At 42.4% G+C, this 19,578-nt stretch carries 18 protein-coding genes and 2 pseudogenes; 11 read left to right on the top strand and 9 right to left on the bottom strand.

Annotation, left to right across the window (positions count from 1 at the left end; genetic code table 11):
- Window positions 1–16 precede the first annotated feature (16 nt).
- Entirely contained in the window at window positions 17–1,213 is a 1,197-nt protein-coding gene (locus tag AR335_RS16925; RefSeq protein WP_062238125.1) for a ParM/StbA family protein, read from the bottom strand.
- A 699-nt stretch (window positions 1,214–1,912) separates the two neighbouring features.
- On the opposite strand from AR335_RS16925, the gene AR335_RS16920 reads away from it, so the two are divergent.
- The 3 genes from AR335_RS16920 (at window position 1,913) to AR335_RS16910 (ending at window position 5,906) form a co-directional block, all read left to right on the top strand.
- A complete protein-coding gene (locus AR335_RS16920; RefSeq protein WP_062238123.1) occupies window positions 1,913–2,092 on the top strand; it encodes a small acid-soluble spore protein H in 180 nt (59 codons plus the stop codon).
- 119 nt (window positions 2,093–2,211) lie between these two features.
- The gene (locus AR335_RS16915; protein WP_062238120.1) at window positions 2,212–3,864 is read left to right on the top strand and encodes a glycosyl hydrolase family 28-related protein; all 1,653 of its coding nucleotides are present in this window, start codon (window positions 2,212–2,214) and stop codon (window positions 3,862–3,864) included.
- 146 nt (window positions 3,865–4,010) lie between these two features.
- A complete protein-coding gene (locus AR335_RS16910) occupies window positions 4,011–5,906 on the top strand; it encodes a PhoX family protein (protein ID WP_062238118.1) in 1,896 nt (631 codons plus the stop codon).
- A gap of 50 nt (window positions 5,907–5,956) precedes the next feature.
- On the opposite strand, the gene AR335_RS16905 is transcribed toward AR335_RS16910, so the two are convergent.
- Together AR335_RS16905 and rlmN are read right to left on the bottom strand one after the other, a co-directional pair.
- Window positions 5,957–6,439 (bottom strand): hypothetical protein, encoded by a 483-nt coding sequence (locus AR335_RS16905; protein ID WP_062238116.1) that lies wholly within the window; start codon window positions 6,437–6,439, stop codon window positions 5,957–5,959.
- A 165-nt stretch (window positions 6,440–6,604) separates the two neighbouring features.
- Window positions 6,605–7,672, bottom strand: coding sequence for a 23S rRNA (adenine(2503)-C(2))-methyltransferase RlmN (gene rlmN, locus AR335_RS16900; protein WP_062238114.1), 1,068 nt, complete (start codon window positions 7,670–7,672; stop codon window positions 6,605–6,607).
- Between the two features lie 229 nt (window positions 7,673–7,901).
- Here rlmN and AR335_RS16895 point away from each other — a divergent pair, with 229 nt between their 5' ends.
- The 4 genes from AR335_RS16895 (at window position 7,902) to AR335_RS24300 (ending at window position 10,337) form a co-directional block, all read left to right on the top strand.
- Complete coding sequence (locus AR335_RS16895; protein ID WP_156419057.1) at window positions 7,902–8,750, top strand: helix-turn-helix domain-containing protein; 849 nt, start codon at window positions 7,902–7,904, stop codon at window positions 8,748–8,750.
- A gap of 53 nt (window positions 8,751–8,803) precedes the next feature.
- Window positions 8,804–9,181, top strand: coding sequence for a VOC family protein (locus tag AR335_RS16890; protein ID WP_062238110.1), 378 nt, complete (start codon window positions 8,804–8,806; stop codon window positions 9,179–9,181).
- 61 nt (window positions 9,182–9,242) lie between these two features.
- On the top strand, window positions 9,243–10,151 hold the full coding sequence (locus tag AR335_RS16885; protein ID WP_062238108.1) for a Gfo/Idh/MocA family protein: 909 nt from the start codon (window positions 9,243–9,245) through the stop codon (window positions 10,149–10,151).
- A 39-nt stretch (window positions 10,152–10,190) separates the two neighbouring features.
- Window positions 10,191–10,337, top strand: coding sequence for a hypothetical protein (locus tag AR335_RS24300; protein ID WP_156418804.1), 147 nt, complete (start codon window positions 10,191–10,193; stop codon window positions 10,335–10,337).
- An 84-nt stretch (window positions 10,338–10,421) separates the two neighbouring features.
- Here the strand turns inward: AR335_RS24300 and AR335_RS16880 are convergent.
- The 3 genes and pseudogenes from AR335_RS16880 to AR335_RS16875 all read right to left on the bottom strand — a co-directional run.
- A pseudogene (locus AR335_RS16880) lies at window positions 10,422–10,954 on the bottom strand (3-hydroxybutyrate dehydrogenase); the annotation flags it as partial.
- 32 nt (window positions 10,955–10,986) lie between these two features.
- A pseudogene (locus AR335_RS24295) lies at window positions 10,987–11,128 on the bottom strand (PhnA domain-containing protein).
- 61 nt (window positions 11,129–11,189) lie between these two features.
- Window positions 11,190–12,896 (bottom strand): sigma 54-interacting transcriptional regulator, encoded by a 1,707-nt coding sequence (locus tag AR335_RS16875; RefSeq protein ID WP_062238105.1) that lies wholly within the window; start codon window positions 12,894–12,896, stop codon window positions 11,190–11,192.
- Window positions 12,897–13,107: 211 nt separating this feature from the next.
- On the opposite strand from AR335_RS16875, the gene AR335_RS16870 reads away from it, so the two are divergent.
- From AR335_RS16870 to AR335_RS16855, 4 genes are all read left to right on the top strand, one after another.
- Window positions 13,108–14,535: an aldehyde dehydrogenase family protein gene (locus tag AR335_RS16870; protein ID WP_062238103.1), complete on the top strand. Its 1,428-nt coding sequence runs from the start codon at window positions 13,108–13,110 to the stop codon at window positions 14,533–14,535.
- Window positions 14,536–14,549: 14 nt separating this feature from the next.
- Window positions 14,550–15,398 (top strand): AhlS family quorum-quenching N-acyl homoserine lactonase, encoded by an 849-nt coding sequence (gene ahlS, locus AR335_RS16865; protein WP_062238101.1) that lies wholly within the window; start codon window positions 14,550–14,552, stop codon window positions 15,396–15,398.
- Window positions 15,399–15,416: 18 nt separating this feature from the next.
- Entirely contained in the window at window positions 15,417–16,598 is a 1,182-nt protein-coding gene (locus tag AR335_RS16860) for an iron-containing alcohol dehydrogenase (protein WP_062238099.1), read from the top strand.
- Window positions 16,599–17,212: 614 nt separating this feature from the next.
- Window positions 17,213–18,406, top strand: a complete 1,194-nt coding sequence (locus AR335_RS16855) for an MFS transporter (RefSeq protein ID WP_062238097.1) — start codon at window positions 17,213–17,215, stop codon at window positions 18,404–18,406.
- A gap of 123 nt (window positions 18,407–18,529) precedes the next feature.
- On the opposite strand, the gene rlmH is transcribed toward AR335_RS16855, so the two are convergent.
- The 3 genes from rlmH to AR335_RS16845 all read right to left on the bottom strand — a co-directional run bounded on the left by rlmH (window position 18,530) and on the right by AR335_RS16845 (window position 19,570).
- Entirely contained in the window at window positions 18,530–19,009 is a 480-nt protein-coding gene (rlmH, locus tag AR335_RS16850) for a 23S rRNA (pseudouridine(1915)-N(3))-methyltransferase RlmH (RefSeq protein WP_062238094.1), read from the bottom strand.
- Window positions 19,010–19,090: 81 nt separating this feature from the next.
- On the bottom strand, window positions 19,091–19,255 hold the full coding sequence (locus tag AR335_RS23275) for a CxxH/CxxC protein (RefSeq protein ID WP_082316078.1): 165 nt from the start codon (window positions 19,253–19,255) through the stop codon (window positions 19,091–19,093).
- 3 nt (window positions 19,256–19,258) lie between these two features.
- A complete protein-coding gene (locus AR335_RS16845) occupies window positions 19,259–19,570 on the bottom strand; it encodes a hypothetical protein (protein ID WP_156419055.1) in 312 nt (103 codons plus the stop codon).
- Window positions 19,571–19,578: the final 8 nt, after the last annotated feature.

Here is a 19,578-nt window from a genome sequence, read left to right as displayed (position 1 = left end):
CATTTAAATTAGAGACTTATACCGGCTGTTTCGCACGATCCTTGATCGCACCGTAGATTTTTCCGCGTACGAATGCATCCAGTCCATTTGCATTCATTGTCACTGCATATTTTGCAGGAATGTAAAGAAGCTGAATTTCACGCTCATCACAAAGTTCCTTAAGCATTGGAGAAAGAATCGGATTCATCAAGATGCTTCCGCCTCCATAAACGCAGATCAAATCGATTTCGTTTCTCGCTTTAGTAAGCTGCTTGCGGATGTTGTTGATGATTTGGCGAGCTTGTCCTTCAAGCGGTCTTTTTAATGTTTTCATCGCACGCGCATGATATTTATGGTTCGGGTTCTTGATCACGTCACTGAAAAATTGACGCGGGCTGTCGGGAAGGTGGATCAAACGGTTGAACTCACTGAGTGCTTCCTCGATCGCATACCCTGCACCATGGTTGGTGCCATGCACGAACTGGCGCAAAAATTTGTTTCCTTCTGTGATCGGATACTCTGTAGAACCATCACCGATATCTGTGTGAAGGATTTTTTTGTTTTTAAAGAAGCTGCCGTTGAAGTTCTTCGGCATATCGTACGCTTCAATAAATTGGTCAAAAATATCGCCTTTTCTCCAGTTGCCGTCTTCATCTTTTTGAAGAGAGAAGGTTACTGGTGTAGCTTCCGGAATAACTTTTACAAACTCAAATTCTACTTTAACTGTAACGCGCTGCTTTCCAACATGAACCGTCACATGGTGAGGGCCGTTCATGAAACGCTTCTCAAATTTAGCTGCTGATTCATCAGAGTGCTGTGTGATCGGCAGCGCAGTCGCCATATCAACCGTTACATCAATGGATGCAGGAAGCTTTTTCTCTTCTGCAAATCCTTTTTGTACCGCTACTGCTGCGATTTGAGCGAGTGTGTTGACGATTGGCAGGTCAATCTCGTACTTGTAATCTACGCCGACCTGAATGTTTTCGATCAGCTCACCGCTTTCAAGCGCGAACTTTCCTACATAATACATACCCGCACGTGCTGCCGGGGAATCAATCGTTACGATTAAGTTCTCCTGAAGGTTGCGTACAATCGTTTCAGGGGCCTGTTCTTCACTCCATGGCAGCTGGTCCACGGCACAGTTTACGTTCGGCTGCTGAAACAAACGGCCATCGATATAAATGTCATGCTCACTGTTTCCATTATCGTTACCTACTAAAAATTGAAATTGCATAGTATCTATTCCTCCTATTATTTTATCTAAAACTACCTGGTGACACAAGGTGTTACTCAGCCATATACTGCTTTATGTATCGATATTTCCTGAAAAATAGAGGCACTGGAATATAGATGGCTGAAGTTCTACTATATAGAACTTCGAACGTTTTGGATAGATTCCGACACTCTTATGCTTAATAATATTTGACAATTTTAGAATAACACCTCTATTTTTTAAGAATTTCTCCAGACTGAACCTTCTGAATCTTTCCTGCAGCCTCTTGGGCGTTCATATCGTAAGCTATATCGCCCTGCGCTACGGCATTGTCCAGCTTATCCGGCCAAGAAGGAAAGATGTGTGGGACTCATCCCTTCGTTTACATGTTTACGGTTGTATCGGGTGCCGATCTGCGGTGTTTTTTTCATGTTAATGCTAAAAAATGATAAAAGCAGCCTCGAATTTGAGTATTGCTCTCTTGTTTGATTGATGCAGCCTCTTTCTTCTGTTTTGATGGACAATTGATGCCTGTCATTCATCCATGTAAAAAGTGTCTAAATCATTCCCAGGAGGATGATCCAAACTTTTATTATCGAACCGGATAAGCTCGACTAATTAAGACCGATTTTGACACAATCATTTTTCAAGGCACGCTAGCTAAAAGTATAAATTCTGCTCTTCCCGCCCATAGTAAAGACGAAAAGGAGGGATCGTACGATGAACAAACAGCGTGCACAAGAGATTGCCTCATCCCCGGTAATGGCAAACGTTACATGTGATGGTGTACCAATTTACATCCAGCATGTTGACGAGCAAGGAGAAACGGCCAGAATCTACCCGCTCGGACAGCCGGAAAATGAAAAGCAGGTTTCTCTCAGCAGTTTAATGGAACAGTAAATGCCCCTTTTACAGGGGTATTTTCTTTGTTTGGAAGAAGAATGATTAAGCTTGGAATAAGAGCGGGAATAGTACATAATGTTGAAAATAACAGCTGATTATTCTGAGGTGATCCCGAAATGCTTCATTTAGATAAAAATCATAACCCGCAAGAAAACAAAGAACTCATTGCTTCTTTTTCTGAGAATAAAGAAGATCTAAAAAGCCTGTTGAACCAGACAGACAACCTATTTCAGGAGCTGAATCCCCTGCCAGAACCAACGCATTTTCCATCCTTCTCTTTTAAAAACCTGCTGCATGGTCTTCCGAAGATCTTGCTTTCCACAGCATGGCATAAAAACAAAGAACCGCTCCCGCAAATTGTAACAGATCAAGAGGGAGGCATCTATCCGGACTGGAAAAAGAAGCTCGATCAGGCATTTATTCAGCTGCAAAGGGAGATCGAACAAGAGAAAAATGTCCGGGATTACGGCGCAGCTGGCGACGGTATCACTGATGACACAGAAGCGTTCAAAAAAGCCATCGGAAACGGCAATGTAAAAGTTGTTGTTCCCGCAGGTGTATATGTCACTCGGGGAATCCGGCTCCCTTCCTATACAATGCTGATCGGTGAGGGTAAGGGAGCGACCACCATCAAGCTTCATGATAAGGCGCCCAGAAGCCGTCAGCTGTTGACCAACTCCAGCCACTGGAAAGGCAACCATCATATTTATGTCCAGGGGATGAGCCTGGACTGGAATGTGGAACGTTTGAATCCGAACAAAAAGACAGCTTCAGGCAATAACCAGTCTAGCTGCCTCACGTTTGCTCATGTATCATTTGGCTGGGTAAAAGAGGTGGAAGGCATCAATCCCGGTCTGCATTGTTTTGATGTATCATCTGCCGTGTATACCTATTTCGGAGATGCTACACGGGCCCGCAGAAGCAGCCGCTATATTTGGCTCGATCAGCTGAACGGCTATGGTTTTGGTGATGATGGGATCACAACTCATCACAGCGATAATATCCTCATTTCCAATTGCCATTTGTGTGACCCAAGCGGAAGAGCCCACAAAGAAGGATTCTCGAACTCCAACGGGATTGAAGTGGACGATGGCTCTCGAAATGTCATGCTTCTTAACAATTCGACCACACGATGCTTCGGCGGTGTGGAAATCAAGGCACACCATAATTCTGCAGCCGCGAGCAACACACAGATCATCGGGCATATCTCAATCAATGACAACCGTTCTTATAATTTCCGCCATATCGGCCACCACGTTGAAACGGATCCTGAATCGAAGACGGCGTTTAATATTAAAGCCAGCCATATCGTGGCGGTTGCTCCAATTCGGACTCCTCTCTACAGGGACTCAACACCCCGGGCAATGGTGATCTCTGCTTACAAAAACGTGGCCATCAACCATTTTACCGTCATCGGAGATTCTGAATATGATTACCGGGGAGAGCCGGTCATTGCGGTCCAGTACCGATCAAGGAACATTATCCTTCATCATCTGAACATCCGGGATTTTAAAACGGCAGGGGCCGATATTAAAGTATTCGGCGGTCCTCATGGGGCAGACTCGGTAGAAATTCGAAAGGTGAAAATACAAAACTCTGCCCCAACTGCCGTTTACATCGGATCTAATATACAGTCCATTAGAATCGGTGATGTTCAAGCTGTTTGCGAAAAGGGAAATAAGGGTCTCGTCGTTGATCATTCCAACGCAAAAATTGAAGATTTCCACTCACTCGGCTACAAAACTCCCATTTCAATCGTTAATACGTAGCAGGCTTTATAGGAATAATGGGACAAGTTCCTCAGACTTGTAACCGTTTCTTAACCTTTTTCCAATATTTTTCCCCTTTTTCTTCATATCTCCTTAACAATAAAGTGGTTTAATGAGTCTGAACACTCAATAAGGGGGAAACAATATTGAAGAAAAAAGTTTCAATCGGATTATCCTTGGCGATCATGGCCTCAAGCGCCATTCCAGCCTTTGCTTCAACTGACCAGCACCATCGCTTTTCCCATAACCAGATCAAGAGCATAGAATTCGAATCAATGAAAGCACCAAGCACCATTGAAAACATGGTAAAAACGTATACAGAGGCAAAAGTAAAAATCACGTACAAAGACGGTACGGTAAAAGAAACTCCGTTAAATTATAATCAGCTATTCTTATCCAAAGATAAAATTGTAGACAACAAAGGCGAAAAGATTCCTGCAGGTACACCTATTGATGCAAAAGGCAATCCTATCGTTGATCGAAGCGTGCCTGACAAGCCTTCATATTATATTTCTGACGCACCCGATTCCAATAGTTTTATTACGATTGCCGGAAAAGATTATATTATCTCTCATTATGAGTATGATTCCATGGATAATGCCGGAAACGAAATTAAAGGACTTCCTGCATCCATGACACTGACTCAAGTTGACCGCGATAAGAAAACAGGCAAGCTTACCGTTAATCATGCGAAGAAAATTGACTTTTCTAACGTGAACGGCCTATGGACACCTTGTAACGGTTCCACAACAGATTGGGGAACTCACCTTGGATCTGAAGAATATGAACCGGATGCCCGTGCGTTCGAAGATTCTTCTTCTGATTCCTATCGTGATGTCACCAATTTTGCACAGCACTACTTTGGAGACAAATCAAAAGCCAATCCTTATTTCTATGGATGGATTCCAGAGATCTCTATTCACCCCAATGGCAATACCAGCGTGGTAAAACATTACAGCACAGGACGCTTTTCCCATGAAATCATGCAGGTGATGCCTGATCAAAAAACAGCATTGTTTGGAGATGACGGCGGTAATACGATGATGTTTATGTATGTCGCCGATCAGAAGAGAGACTTCTCTGCAGGGACTCTATATGCGGCAAAATTCAAGCAAACGTCTTCAGATAACGGCGGCGCAGGAGACTTGCAGTGGATCAAGCTTGGCCACTCAACAGACAAAGAAGTAAAGAAAATAATCGATAAAGGCACGAAATTCAGCGATATCTTTGAAACTTCGGCGCAACCTGCTCCTGGCTTTAAAGCGATAAAAACAGCTGCAAGCAAGAAGGTAGAGTATCTTAAAGTTAAGCCAGGCATGGAAAAGGCTGCAGCATTCCTAGAATCACGACGATATGGCGCATTGCTTGGTGCAACTTCTGAGTTCAATAAAATGGAGGGAATTGCCGTTAATAAGGCTGGCCATAAAGCCTATATCGCCATTTCATATGAAAACGGAAGTATGAAAAAAGAGGATATCAGCGGCGTGCAGGATGACATCCAAATGCCGGTTCTTGACTCTGGAACAACCTTTGAACTAGATTTGAATGCCGATCAAAAAGATCATAGCAGCCACAACATCAATAGCCGCTATGCGCCTTCAAAAATGAAGGGTCTCCTTGTCGGTGAGGATCTTCCAAAATCTGATGCATACGGCAATACTGCCAATCCGGATAAAATAGCGAATCCAGATAATCTTACCTTCTCCAACGACATGGACACGCTATTTATCGGTGAAGACAGCTCGCATCACACCAACAACTTTGTTTGGGCCTATAATGTTAAAACGAAAAAACTTTCAAGAATACTTTCTGTTCCAGCAGGGGCTGAAGCAACGGGCTTGCGAGCGGTTGATCAGCTGAAGAATTCCCGCTATTTGCTTAGCAACTTCCAGCACCCGGGTGAAGATCTGGATGGAAAACAAATTACAGCAGTAGATAAGGAAAAGCTCGAAGATGCCATGAAAAAAGGCATAGGAATCCAGGAAACTGGCGGAGTCGGCTACCTCTCAGGACTTCCATCAGGAGATTTGAAAACAAAATAAGCTTTATGATAAAAGCCCTACCCCGTATGCGGGATAGGGCTTTCTTTGTATTATTGTGCTGGCATCTGTTGTTCTTCTATCATCTTTTTACAGACTTGATAGCACTCCTCAATATGAGAATTACCGAGATATTTCATCGCAGCAAAACTGATACCGGCCGCTACCGCCTGTCCTACAAAAGGTACGAACTTCGTGACCTGTTTGACCGCTATGCGTTTACCTGCCTTTTTTAATAAAAGAGAAATCATCTGTTTCGTTACGACTCTGCCAGCAAACTGGCTGCCCGCTGACGTAATGAGTACAATGATTTTCCCTTTCAATGTTGCATCCATCTTCTCAATCTGGCCGGGCGCCAAGCCGAACTTCTCATTAATGGCCGGGAGTAATTCCATCATGATCGTGATGTCCGCACCCACATCTACTCCGGGAATCGGGATAACAGCGGCCGCCGCAGAAGCTGACGCTCGTTTATTAACCAGCACTCTACATTCCGTTCGGATGGCTTCTAGTTCTTCTATCGTTTTAGGAATCATGGTTATCTCCTTTTATGTAAAGCTTTGCTTTAGATTATACCCAAAACTATATGATGAATAACTAGTATTGTGCACTATTCGACCTATCAACCGCTCACTAATCACTGCAGAAAAGTAATCCAAATAAAAAGAAAACCCGACAAAAGTCTGGTCTTCTTTACAGCGTTATTGCGCTTTTTCTTTTTTAATCTGTTTGCTTCTCAACTGTCCGCATGCAGCGTCAATATCAGTACCGTGCTCCTGGCGGATTTTGCAGTTGATGCCCCGTTTTTTCAGTGTATCGTAAAACGTCAGCACAGACTTCTCCTCGCTTCGCTGATATTGGCTGTGTTCGTCTACTGGATTGTACGGAATAAGGTTGACGTAGACCTTTTGCTTTTTATCCTGGAGCAAATCAGCGAGTTGTTCTGCTTCTTCCTTATGATCATTAACATCTCTTAATAAAATGTACTCAATCGTAATTCTCTTGTTTGTTTTTTCTAAATAATAATCCAAGGATTCCATTAATTTTTCAATAGGAATCGCACGGTTTATTTTCATGATGCGTGTCCGTAATTCATTATTCGGTGCATGAAGGGAAATCGCCAAATTCACGGGTAGCTGAGAGTCAGCAAATTCATAAATCCTGTTGGCGAGTCCACTTGTAGAAACCGTGATATGACGCGCGCCAATCGCGAGTCCTTTATGATTAATCACCACTTTTATGAAATCAATCATATTTTCAAAGTTATCAAATGGCTCTCCAATTCCCATGACAACGATATGGCTCACTTTTTCATCCTGATTTCTTTGATCAAGATGAAGCTGGACGTTCATGATCTGCTCGACGATCTCACCGCTCGATAAGTCGCGGCTTTTGGCCAATAAACCGCTCGCACAGAAACTGCAGCCAATGTTGCAGCCGACCTGGGTCGTCACACAAACAGACAAGCCGTATTTGTGCTTCATTAATACCGTTTCGATCAAGTTACCGTCCCGCAGCTTGAACAAAAACTTGATCGTGCCATCCTCTGATTCCTGCCTCACATGCTGCTGCATCGTCTGGAACTCGAAGCTTTCTGAAAGCATTTCGATGCATTCCTTTTTTACATCGCTCATTTCAGAAAAGGAAGTGACTCGTTTTCTATATAGATATTCCCAAACCAGGGATGCTTGATATGGTTTATGGCCCCGTTCTAATAGCCAGGCAGCCAGCTGTTCAAATGTTAATCCATAGATGGATTCCTTTACCATTTTTTACCCTCTTTTCAAAACATATAATGAACTGTCCCAAAAGACAGCATACTTTTTCGTAACCACCTGTTATCTTACCATAAAAAGTCTGGGTATTCAGTGGCGCTGTTTTGTCTTCTTTGGAACATTCTGACCATCCTTTATCCTTCTTAATCTTGAAAAGCAATGAAAGACATTTGTTTCCAATTTTATGTATAATTGCATTAGGAACTTGCTTAGGGGGGATAGGATGGAATCCCAAAATTACGTGCTGCATGACAAAAGCAATGAATTTTATTGGGAAGGTGATGGACAGCTTTCAATTAAAACGTTTAGGTATGGCCGGGCCCTTTACAAAACGAACCGGGGTTTCTTTGCGGTGGAAGAAGGCCGATATCTTCTTTTAAATGAAGGTGCCTATACGATTGCTATTGAAGAAGAAACTGAGGTGGAGTCTTTCTGTTTATTCTTCAGAAAAGGGCTTGCCGAGGAAGTGCTGAGGACGTTGAAAGCTGATTCCGGCAATCTTTTGGCCGATCCTTTTAAACCGCTAAATTCTGTCAATTTTTTTGAAAAAACCTATCCCTTTTCTTCAGCTCTCTCCACACAAATCGACTATTTCCGGGGAAATATGACTACAAAAAGCGATCCTCTTTGGAAGGAAGAACAGTTTCAGCAATTGATGGAAACGATTGTGAGGGAACAGTTTCATGCAGTTATGGAGACAGAGGCACTGCCTTCGTTAAAAATGGGAACACGGGAGGAACTGTACAGAAGAATCAGTACCGCACATGAATATATTCGCGCCTTTTATCAACAGCCGGTAACCTTGCAGCAGATTTCCCAAGCTGCTTCCCTATCGACGAATCATCTCCTAAGGAACTATTCGGCCATCTATGGATGCACACCTCACCAGCACGTCACAGCGCTTCGAATCGAAAAAGCTAAACAACTATTAATGAAAACAGAAAAGACGATGACCGATATAGCCTTTAACCTGGGATTTGAGACCCCCGCTTCTTTCAGCAAAATGTTCAAACAGCATGCCGGGATCTCTCCGCTACAGTTTCGAAAAAAAGTGATTTTGGATAAGAAATAGCAGCAACAACCATTTATGATGAAGAAGAAAGAACAAAAGAGGAGAGATGGTTAATGGAAGCAACAGCGATACATAAAATTGGACAGATTGGAGTTCCTGTAAAAGACCTGGAAAGAGCCGTTGATTTTTATCAAAACGACTTAGGGCTTCAACTCCTTTTTCAAAACAAAAACATGGCATTCTTTGAGTGCAGCGGCCTTCGTTTAATGCTCAGCCTGCCTGAGAATGAAACATTTGCCCATCCCAGTTCCGTCATCTATTTCCAAGTGACTCATATTAAGAGTGCTTATGAAGATATGCTTAAAAAAGGTGCTGCGTTTGTAAGCGAACCTCACCTGATTGCTAAAATGGGACAAACCGAAACATGGATGGCTTTCTTTAACGATAAAGAAGGAAATACACATGCCTTGATGAGTGAGGCAGAGGTTTAAAAAAGGAGAAGAAAGGATACCTGAAATAAGGTAACTTCAGTAATAGGGATGAGGTGAAGGGATGAAGATTGGAATTATTGGGTTGGGTGACATTGCAGCAAAGGCCTACTTGCCTGTTCTTTCTGAAAAAGAAGGGATAGAGCTGGTGCTTTGTACAAGGAATATCGAAACTCTCAATAGATTGTCCGAAAAATATCGAATTCAGGAAAAGGTACCGACAGTTGATGAGCTCATAACAAAGGGCATTAATGCAGCGTTTGTGAGTACAGCGACAGAGGCACATTTTGAAATCGCTGAAAAACTGCTAAAAAGCGGAATCCATACTTACATAGATAAACCTATATCCATGAGCCTTCAGGAAACCGAGAGCATTGTAAAGCTCGCAAAAGAAAGCGGCAGTATCGCCATGGCTGGTTTCAACAGAAGGTTTATACCAAAGGTGAATGAGCTTATAGAACACGGGAAAGCAAGCTTAATCCTCATGCAAAAAAACAGATATTCGTCTCCGGATTTTATACGAAGATTTGTTGTTGAAGATTTTATCCATGTGGTAGATACACTTCGATTTTTAATGGATACTGAGGTGTTGGATGTAAAGATACAGTTTTTAAGGAATGGGGAAATGCTTGATCACTTGATCATTCAGCTTATTGGTGATGGATGTATTGCTATGGGAATCATGAACAGAAATGGCGGGGTGACAGAGGAAATCATTGAATACCATACTCGCAGCGATAAATATGTCGTTAACAGTCTGGTGGAAACCACACATTATCATAATAAAGAGATCAGCATGTCTAAATTTGGTGACTGGGAGCCCACGCTGTATAAACGAGGCTTCTATCAAATTGTCGATCATTTTATCGAATGCATTCAAAATAATAAGTTACCTGATCCATCGATTGATGATTCGCTTTTAACGCATGAGATCTGTGAGAGAATCGTAAAAGCTATAGATTCAAAAGTTTAATAGAACTAAAAAGGGGCTGTCCAAGAAGTCTGTAAGCTGTTGATTTCCGTTCCAGGCTGCTCGCTTTCCGCGGGGCGTGCGGTGAGCCTTACCGGCGTGAACGCCTACTTTTTGGTGCAAGCACCGGCGGGAGTCTCACCTGTCACGCTAGTCCCGCAGGAGTCTCGCATCTTCCACTTCAATTAACTTTTCATTGAAGATTTTTCAAGCCAAAAAGGGGCTGCCTGAAGGTCAATTTTCGACTTTCTGGACAGCCCCTTACAATACAAATTATTGTGCAGTATAGCCGCCCATCCATAACGATGGCTTGTCCTGTAATACTTTTTGCTTTGTCGCTTGAAAGGAACATTGCGTAGTCAGCGATCTCACTTACTTCCAATAAAACGTTTTTGCGGAACTAACGGGTAGATGACTTCTTCAAGAACACTTTCCAAAGAAACGTTTCTTGTTTTCGCTAAATCTTCCATCTGGCCACGTACGAGAGGCGTGTCAACATATCCTGGACAAAGGGCATTTACTGTTACTCCGTGAGTAGCAGACTCTAATGCCGCAACCTTTGTTAGACCGATCACACCATGTTTTGCACTGTTGTATGCTGCTTTTCAAGCAAACCCAATAAGTCGGTTAATGGAAGCCACGTTGATAATGCGTCCGAACCCTTGCTCTTTCATGATTGGGAATGCATGTTTAATCGCGATGAATGGAGCAGACAGCATGATTTTAATCATTAGTTCGAATTTAGCAGTCGGGAACTCTTCGATAGGAGACACGTGCTGTAATCCTGCATTGTTGATGAGCACATCTACACGGCCGTATTCTTTATGAGCAGCTTCGATCATAATATCTTCATTACAAATTCAGATTTTAACTTCATGGCGCCAAAACTGTCAATTTTGCAATCAATATCGTGCAAAAAGGCTGCCATCCTCGTAGGTATACTCTGAGCTGCATTTTGGGCAGTTAGGCAATTTAGACAAGACAATCATTTCTCCATTCGTTTTTGTTCATTTTACCATATAAAATTTTTTTGAATTTGTTTCAATTGATCCCTCTGTTGATCTCCCTATCCCACTTTTTCATTTTTTTCACAAGTGTCGAGTGATCGACTCCTAAATATTCTGCTGCCTTTCTGATGGAGGGTTTCGTGTGAAGCGCATCCATTATCACTCTTTTTTCAAACTGTTCCATTCTTTGTTTGAAAGTATGAACAGACTCTGAGTTACCATGAATACTAAAGTGCGGCGGCAGATCAACCGGTTCAATAGTAAGTGATGGCACCGAAACAATCATGCTCTCAACTAAATTCCTTAATTCTCTCACATTCCCCGGCCAATGATAGCTTTGTAAAATTTGTTTGGTTTCGGGTGATACATGCTTTTCGATATTAAATAGTTTACAGAAATAGGTGAAAAAATGATCCAGCAAGACTTCAATGTCCTCAGGACGCTGGCTCAATGGAGGAATAGCTATTTCTATCACTTGCAGCCGGTAATATAAGTCTTCTCGAAATTTTCCTTTCTCCACTAACTCTTTCAAATGTTTATTTGTTGCTGAAATGATTCTAATGTCTAGTTGTTTTACTTTGCTGCTGCCTAATTTTTGAATTTGTTTCTCTTGCAGGACACGAAGCAATTTGACTTGCAGAGACAATGGAAGTTCCCCTACTTCATCCAGCAAAACTGTCCCCTTGTCCGCCAGTTCCAGCAGGCCGACTTTCCCTTCCTGCCTTGCTCCGGTAAACGCCCCTTTTTCATAACCAAAAAGCTCAGATTCCAGCAGCTGTTCAGGGATAGCCCCGCAGTTCACTTTAATAAAAGGCATATCTTTTCTGTCACTTAATTGGTGAACTAAATTAGCAATAACCTCTTTACCCGCTCCTGAAGGACCAGATAGCAATATACTTGTTGGGTATGAAGCGATTTGTTTTACTTTTTCTATAATTCCCTTCATTTGAATGCTTTGAAAGACTACTTTTTCATCATTTCCCTCCGTGGAAAAGGTATATCGATTCTGACTCATTTCAGAAAAGCTTTTTGCCTTCTTCAACTCATTTGTCAGTTCATTTAGCTGAGTAATGTCTCTGACACTGGTTACAACCATTTGAATCTCGCCTGATTCATCGAAAACGGGAGTTCCCGTGACCATGACATCTTTTTGCTGGCCGATTCGCTGAAGAATCGATCTGCGTTTTTTATCCTGCAGGACAAGGAGTGAGACAGATTGATCAAAGTAGCCGTGGTTCATCAAATCGCCCATGTGATGACCGATAAGTCTTTCCCTCTTGATTCCTGACATAGCCTCGTAAGCTGAATTCACAATGAGTGTAATTCCTTCACTATTAACGACATAAATGCCATCCGTAGAAAATTCGATGATTTTTTCCATTTGCTTGAGTAATGAACGATAATGTTCGATTTGAGAAATATCCTGAATAACACTCACAGCACCAATGAGCTGATTTTCCTTATATAAGGGAGTTTTATTCACCATACATTGCAACCCTGCTATCGTCATTTTCGCTCCGAGTGTGCTCTTGCCACTATTAAGAACTTGGTGGATTGGTGAATTAGGAACAAAATCACGAATATCTTTGCCCACTAAGTCTTGGTGTTCTTGTTTTATTAGTTTTTGTGCTGAGGAATTAATGAATAAAATCCTATTATTATGGTCCACTACAATGACCCCGTTGGGCATCGAGGAGAAAACGCTTTCTAAAATTTCTTTGTTCACAGTAAGTGGTTTCATCGGAATCTCTGCCTCCTGCAAGAAGCGGTGAAAATTATCACCAAACGGTGACGATTTTCACCGTCTTTAGTCTCTGTTACACCAACAATTCTTTTTATTATGGTGAATTTTATCACCATTATTTGCTTTAGACAATGTAAATTCTTATATAAAATAAGCATTTTTAATATTGGCATGAATCTTGCATTATAAAAAGGCAAGGAGGTTGAGAATGGAAATTAAAGAGTTATTCATTAATGGTAAATGGGAATCAAAAGAAAGAACCTATGCACTGCACTCTCCTTATAGCGGGGATGTTATTGCTAACATTAGTATGGCAGATGAGGCAGATGTAAAAAAAGCCATTGAAGGAGCAAAAACAGCCTATGAAACGATGAAAGTGATGCCTGCCTATAAGCGCTCAGAGATTTTGCTGAATGTTGTCCAACTTCTCCGTGAAAGAAAGGAAGAGTTGGCACGAATTGTTGCACTTGAGGCCGGTAAGCCCATTCGAACAGCACGTGGCGAAATAGACCGCACCATTGCTACCTATCAATTTGCAGCTGAAGAGGCAAAACGGATCTATGGAGAAACCATTCCAATGGATGCCGCTCCTGGAGGTGAGAATCGGCTAGGATTTACATGGAGAGAACCATTAGGTGTTGTCGTTGCAATCAGCCCCTTTAATTTTCCGGTTAATCTCGTCGCGCATAAACTAGGACCAGCCTTTGCTGCGGGAAATACTGTTGTATTGAAACCGGCTGAACAAACACCTTTAAGCGCGTTATTAATCGCTGAGATCTTCAAGCAAGCCGGCCTTCCGGATGGAGCTCTTCAAGTGATAACAGGCAGCGGAAGAGAGCTTAGTGACGCTCTTATTACTGATGAAAGAGTTAAAAAAGTAACCTTCACAGGGAGTGCAGAAGTAGGTAAACTGATTAAATCAAAAGCCGGGTTGAGGAAAGTAACATTAGAACTTGGTTCCAATTCAGGGTTAATTGTTGAACCGGATATCCCGCTGGAAAAAATTGTGCCCCGATGTGTAGAAGGAGCATTTTCCTTTGCAGGCCAGGTTTGTATTTCACTGCAAAGAATTTATGTTCATGATTCCATTTATGATGAATTTTGTAAGCGTTTTATTGAAGAGGCAAAAAATTTAACAGCCGGCGACCCTCTCGATGAAAAAACCGATATTAGTGCCATGATCAACCTTAAGGAAACAGAGCGAATTGAGTCATGGGTCCAGGAAGCAAATGAGCAGGGAGCTGACATTGCACTAGGTGGTAAACGCGACGGTTCTGTCTTCCCGCCAACCGTACTATTGAATGTGAAAAAAGATATGGCGGTTTCCTGCCAAGAAACATTTGCTCCCGTTGTCTCAATCGTTCCCTACCATGAGCTGGATGAAGCCATCCATATGGTCAATGATTCTTCGTATGGATTAAATGTGGCTATCTATACCCAAAACATCCTTCATGCAATACATGCGGCCAAAAAGCTGGAGTCAGGCGGAGTCATTATTAATGATATCCCAACCTTTAGGCTGGATCATATGCCTTATGGCGGAGTAAAGGACAGCGGCTATGGACGTGAAGGAATTAAATATGCCGTTGAAGAAATGACAGAATTAAAATTCGTTACCATAAAAACAGCATTTTAAGGAGGAGAAGTACTTTGGCGAATATTATTAAACCTAACCCAAAGCTTTATGTAATGGATAATGGCCGTATGAGAATGGATAAAAACTGGATGATTGCGATGCACAGTCCAGCAACAGTGGAGAATCCCAATACACCAACTGAGTTTGTCGAGTTCCCTGTCTATACTGTACTTATCGACCATCCAGCAGGTAAAATTCTTTTTGATACTGCTTGCAATCCTAGCTCAATGGGGCCAGAAGGCCGGTGGGGGAAAGCAACTCAGCAAATGTTTCCAATCAATATGGGGGAGGAATGTTATCTTCATAACCGCCTGGAGGAGCTAGATGTAAGACCCGAAGATATTAAATACGTAATAGCATCCCACCTTCACCTTGACCACGCTGGGTGCTTGGAGTTATTTACAAATGCGACAATCATCGTTCATGAAGATGAGCTGAACGGTGCCCTTCAAACGTATGCCCGCAATGAAAAAGAAGGAGCATACATCTGGGGAGATATTGATGCCTGGATAAAAAATAATCTTCAATGGAAAACCATAAAACGAAGTGAAGACAATCTTGAATTAGCAGAAGGAATTAATATCCTTAATTTTGGAAGCGGACATGCCTGGGGTATGCTTGGCCTTCAGATTAACATGCCAGAAACAGGCGGGATTATTCTCGCCTCAGATGCTATCTATACTGCTGAAAGCTTCGGACCGCCGATCAAGCCGCCTGGCATTATCTATGATTCACTGGGCTATTCAAACGCAGTTGAGAAAATACGCAGAATCGCGAAACAAACAGGTTCCCAAGTCTGGTTTGGACACGATGCTGACCAATTTAAAACATTCCGCAAATCTACTGAAGGATATTACGAATAAAATAGAGGGGGAAAAACAATGAGTGTCGCAAAGTTAGTTTTCACCCCATTAAGCTACACAGGATGGGGATCACTGAAGGAATTGCTGCCTGAAGTTGCGAAGTATGCGCCAAAGAGAATCCTTGTTATCACAGATCCAATGCTGGCCAAAATAGGAATCGCTCAACGAGTAACAGAACCGCTTGAAGAACAGGGCTATTCTGTCACTTTATACACGGACGTCGTTCCTGAACCTCCTGTAGCAACAGGAGAAAAGCTGGTTTCCTTTACCCGTGAAGGAGAATTTGACATGGTCGTCGGTGTAGGCGGCGGAAGCGCACTCGATTTGGCCAAATTAGCTTCAGTATTGGCTGTGCATGATGGTTCTGCAGCTGATTACTTAAACTTATCCGGCTCTAAAAATGTAGAAAAAAAAGGGTTGCCTAAAATCCTCATTCCGACTACATCCGGAACCGGTTCAGAAGTGACAAATATCTCTGTCCTCTCCTTAGAGACCACAAAAGACGTGGTGACACACGATTATCTTCTCGCAGATGTAGCCATTATTGATCCGGAGCTGACCGTATCGGTTCCCGCCAAAGTAACGGCAGCTACGGGAATTGATGCTTTAACCCATGCAGTGGAAGCCTATATTTCAGTGAATGCAAGCCCTGCCACTGATGGCTTAGCTCTGCAGGCGATCCGCTTAATAGGACGATCCCTTCGGAAGGCCGTTACAGACGGAAATAACCGGCAAGCAAGAATTGATATGAGCAATGGGAGTTATATCGCAGGCCTTGCATTCTTTAACGCGGGAGTAGCAGGAGTTCATGCCTTGGCTTACCCGCTGGGCGGGCAATTTCACATTTCCCACGGTGAATCGAACGCCGTCCTTCTTCCCTATGTAATGGGTTATATTCGGAAAAGCTGCACAAAGCGTATGGCGGACATCTTAAATGCCCTGGGTGGAAATTCTGCCTACTTATCCGAAGAAGAAGCTTCCTATAAATGTGTAGAAGAACTCCAGAGGCTTGTGAGTGATGTTGGAATCCCAGCTGCTTTATCTGGCTTCAATGTACCGGATTCAGCACTGGAGAGCTTAACACAGGATGGAGTAAAGCAAAAAAGAATCCTGGCCAGAAGTCCTCTTCCTTTATTAGAAGGCGATATTAGGAAAATATATCAAGCCGCCTTTAATGGTACGATCGTAGAGCCAACTTAATTAATAAAAAATGTAAAGGGGCTGTCCAAGAAGTCTGTAAGCTGTTGATTTCCGTTCCAGGCTGCTCGCTTTCCGCTGGGCGTGCGGTGAGCCTTACCGGCGTGAACGCCTACTTTTTGGTGCTAGNCACCGGCGGGAGTCTCACCTGCACGCTAGTCCCGCAGGACAAGGAAGGCTCCGGCAGCTTTTTATCGCACGAAGAAAATGTGAAGTTCATTTTCGAGGAGTCTCGCATCTTCCACTTCAATTAACTTTTCATTGAAGATTTTTCAAGCCAAAAAGGGGCTGCCTGAAGGTCAATTTTCGACTTTCTGGACAGCCCCTTTTTCATTTTCTTTTCATGTCAGCAAATTATTTTAGCTGATGAACCTACAGCAAGCCCTGATTCTAAAACAGCCCATGGAATTGTCCAACTAATAGCAAGCGAAGGAAATTCCAGTAAAATAAAATTCCAAAAAACACCTGCCACCAAATAGATGGATAGGTGCTTCTTTAATGACAAAAATAGTTTTTAATAAATTTGGGAGATCCAAGAAAATATTTTTATGGTATGATAGTTAGATTGTTTACCAGCCATGTGACACATTTACATTCATCTAAGAAAAGAGGTAGTTATGCACGCCGCAGAATTATCCAAGCGACATTGGTTACTCATCTTTACACTTACTTTATTAACATTTGTTCTCGGGACAAGCGAATTTGTTATCGTTGGAATCTTAACCGATATTTCCTCGAGTCTTCATATAACTAATGCGAAAGCAGGTACACTCGTTTCTGCATTTGCAATTACGTTTGCTATTGGCACACCAATCGTAATGTCAGCCACAAGCCATTTTCCAAAGCGTAAATGGATGTTGCTTTTGATAGGATCGTTCATTATCCTGAATGCTTTGTGCGTGTTTTCGACGAGCTACATCATACTCCTTGCACTTCGGATGATGACGGCGATTGTAACAGGAGTTTTAATCTCTCTTGCTATGATTGTTGCAAGTGAAACCATGCCGATCGCAAAACGCGGACTTGCTATATCCTTCGTTTTCGGTGGTTTTACTCTTGCAAACGTGATTGGGGTACCGATAGGCACGGTCATCGCTCAATGGTACAACTGGAATTCAACCTTCCTGTTTACGACTCTTCTGGGGGGAATTTCATTTTTGGCATCTTTCTTCATTTTGCCTAAAATGCACAGTCAAATTCGCAGTTCGATGCGTGATCAACTTTCTTTATTAACACACCCACGAATCTTAATGGCTTTTTTCATTCCATCACTTGGTTTTGGAGCGACGTATGCCATTTATACGTATCTGGTCCCGATCCTGAAAGGAATGGAAGTACCACGTAGTTCAATTAGTTTGATCTTGTTTGGCTACGGATTTATTTCGATTTTCAGCAACATACTCGCTGGTAAAATTGCCAGCTACAATGCTATTGGACGCCTTAGGTTTGTTTTCTTTTTGCAGGCCTTGGTTCTGATCAGTTTATATTGGACGACAAATCACTTTATCTTTGGATTGGTTAACATAGGCTTGATGTCATTAATGGCCATCCTTTTAACAACATCTACCCAGCTTTATTTGATAGACCTTGCCCGTATTTATCAGCCAAAAGCAACAGGACTCGCTGCTTCCCTGATGCCAGTCGCAAGCAATGTAGGTATTGCCTTTGGTTCCGCATTAGGCGGATTCGTTTACCATCAAGGAAACTTGATGAATGTGACATGGGTCGGGGGACTGGTTGCTATCTTTGCAAGTCTTCTAACTTTCCAAAGTCATCGCTTAGACCAAAAACAACAAAAGAAAGCAGCGTAACAGTTAATCTTTCAAATAAAATATAAAAAAGAAGTATCAAGAACGCAGCTTGGTTCATTGGCACTTCTTTTTTTTATATTGACTATATGCTTACCTAAAAAAAGTCATCGAACAATTGCAAAATTACTTATGGTACGGTTCACCCCGATTAATCCGAAAAGCCCGATAAATTTGTTCCACCAGCACCAATTTCATCAGCTGATGCGGATACGTAATTCGGCCAAAGGAAATTTTCTCATTCGCCCGCTTCATCACCTCATCACTGAGTCCCAGGGATCCGCCGATGACGAACGCCACTTTGCTCTTACCGTAGGTCGCCAGCTGGTCCAAGTTTTTGGCTAAATCTCCTGAAGAGATCAGCTTTCCCTCAATCGCCATGGCAACAACATGAGCATCCTGTGGGATTTTCGCCAGGATTCGCTCACCTTCTGCTTTTTTCACGATCTGCATCTCCTGATCACTCAAGGTTTCAGGCGCTTTTTCGTCCGCTACCTCGATAATTTCTATTTTGGCATATGGCCCGAGCCGCTTTACGTATTCATCAATTCCCATTTTCAAATACTTTTCTTTCAGTTTGCCAACGGTTACTACTAAGATATTCACAGGGGAAAACTCCTTTTATAAACAACTTATCCACAAAAGTTATCCACATATACACAAAATCTATCCACATTTAGTATAGGATCACTCGTTCGATACTTTATATATGGCCTTTTTTTCGCAATACGTACATGTTGTTGATAACTTTTCTGATTCTGTTAATAACTCCAGATTCGGATAGATTTCCAATTCATCAACGATCTCATCGATCCCGATATCCACATGTTCATCGCAGCAAAATTTTTTCAACAGTCATTCTCCTTTATTTATCCACATGATGATCTCTTCGTATTTTAACACAAAGAAAGCCACTCCTATTCCATATCCTGCAACATTTAAATCACCTTTACACGCTTCATCCAAGCAAACACAAAAAGGAGCTTCCAGAAAGTCATAAACTGACCTTCTGGAAGCTCTTTTGTTTAATCTACAGTGACAAGTTGATTGTAGTGGAAGGTTCGAGACTCCTGCGGGACTAGCGTGACAGATGAAACCCGCAGGCGCAAGCGCCGAGGGGTTCAGCGCACGCCCCGCGGAAAGCGAGAATCCTGGAACGGAAATCAACTGCTTCC

This window comes from Fictibacillus sp. FJAT-27399, assembly GCF_001510655.1.
Classification (GTDB): Bacteria; Bacillota; Bacilli; order Bacillales; family Fictibacillaceae; genus Fictibacillus_C; species Fictibacillus_C marinisediminis.
Note: the sequence above shows the minus strand (reverse complement) of the source record. Positions and strands in the feature narration are given on the sequence as shown.

Bases quoted from the DNA above. Each gene is read 5' to 3' on its own strand.
- AR335_RS16905 (WP_062238116.1), bottom strand. From the start codon at position 6,439: ATGATTCCTAAAACGATAGAAGAACTAGAAGCCATCCGAACGGAATGT.
- AR335_RS16920 (WP_062238123.1), top strand. From the start codon at position 1,913: ATGAACAAACAGCGTGCACAAGAGATTGCCTCATCCCCGGTAATGGCA.
- AR335_RS16890 (WP_062238110.1), top strand. From the start codon at position 8,804: ATGGAAGCAACAGCGATACATAAAATTGGACAGATTGGAGTTCCTGTA.
- rlmN (WP_062238114.1), bottom strand. From the start codon at position 7,672: ATGGTAAAGGAATCCATCTATGGATTAACATTTGAACAGCTGGCTGCC.
- AR335_RS16855 (WP_062238097.1), top strand. From the start codon at position 17,213: ATGCACGCCGCAGAATTATCCAAGCGACATTGGTTACTCATCTTTACA.
- AR335_RS16925 (WP_062238125.1), bottom strand. From the start codon at position 1,213: ATGCAATTTCAATTTTTAGTAGGTAACGATAATGGAAACAGTGAGCAT.
- AR335_RS16860 (WP_062238099.1), top strand. From the start codon at position 15,417: ATGAGTGTCGCAAAGTTAGTTTTCACCCCATTAAGCTACACAGGATGG.
- AR335_RS16895 (WP_156419057.1), top strand. From the start codon at position 7,902: ATGGAATCCCAAAATTACGTGCTGCATGACAAAAGCAATGAATTTTAT.
- AR335_RS16915 (WP_062238120.1), top strand. From the start codon at position 2,212: ATGCTTCATTTAGATAAAAATCATAACCCGCAAGAAAACAAAGAACTC.
- AR335_RS16875 (WP_062238105.1), bottom strand. From the start codon at position 12,896: ATGAAACCACTTACTGTGAACAAAGAAATTTTAGAAAGCGTTTTCTCC.
- AR335_RS16885 (WP_062238108.1), top strand. From the start codon at position 9,243: ATGAAGATTGGAATTATTGGGTTGGGTGACATTGCAGCAAAGGCCTAC.
- AR335_RS16870 (WP_062238103.1), top strand. From the start codon at position 13,108: ATGGAAATTAAAGAGTTATTCATTAATGGTAAATGGGAATCAAAAGAA.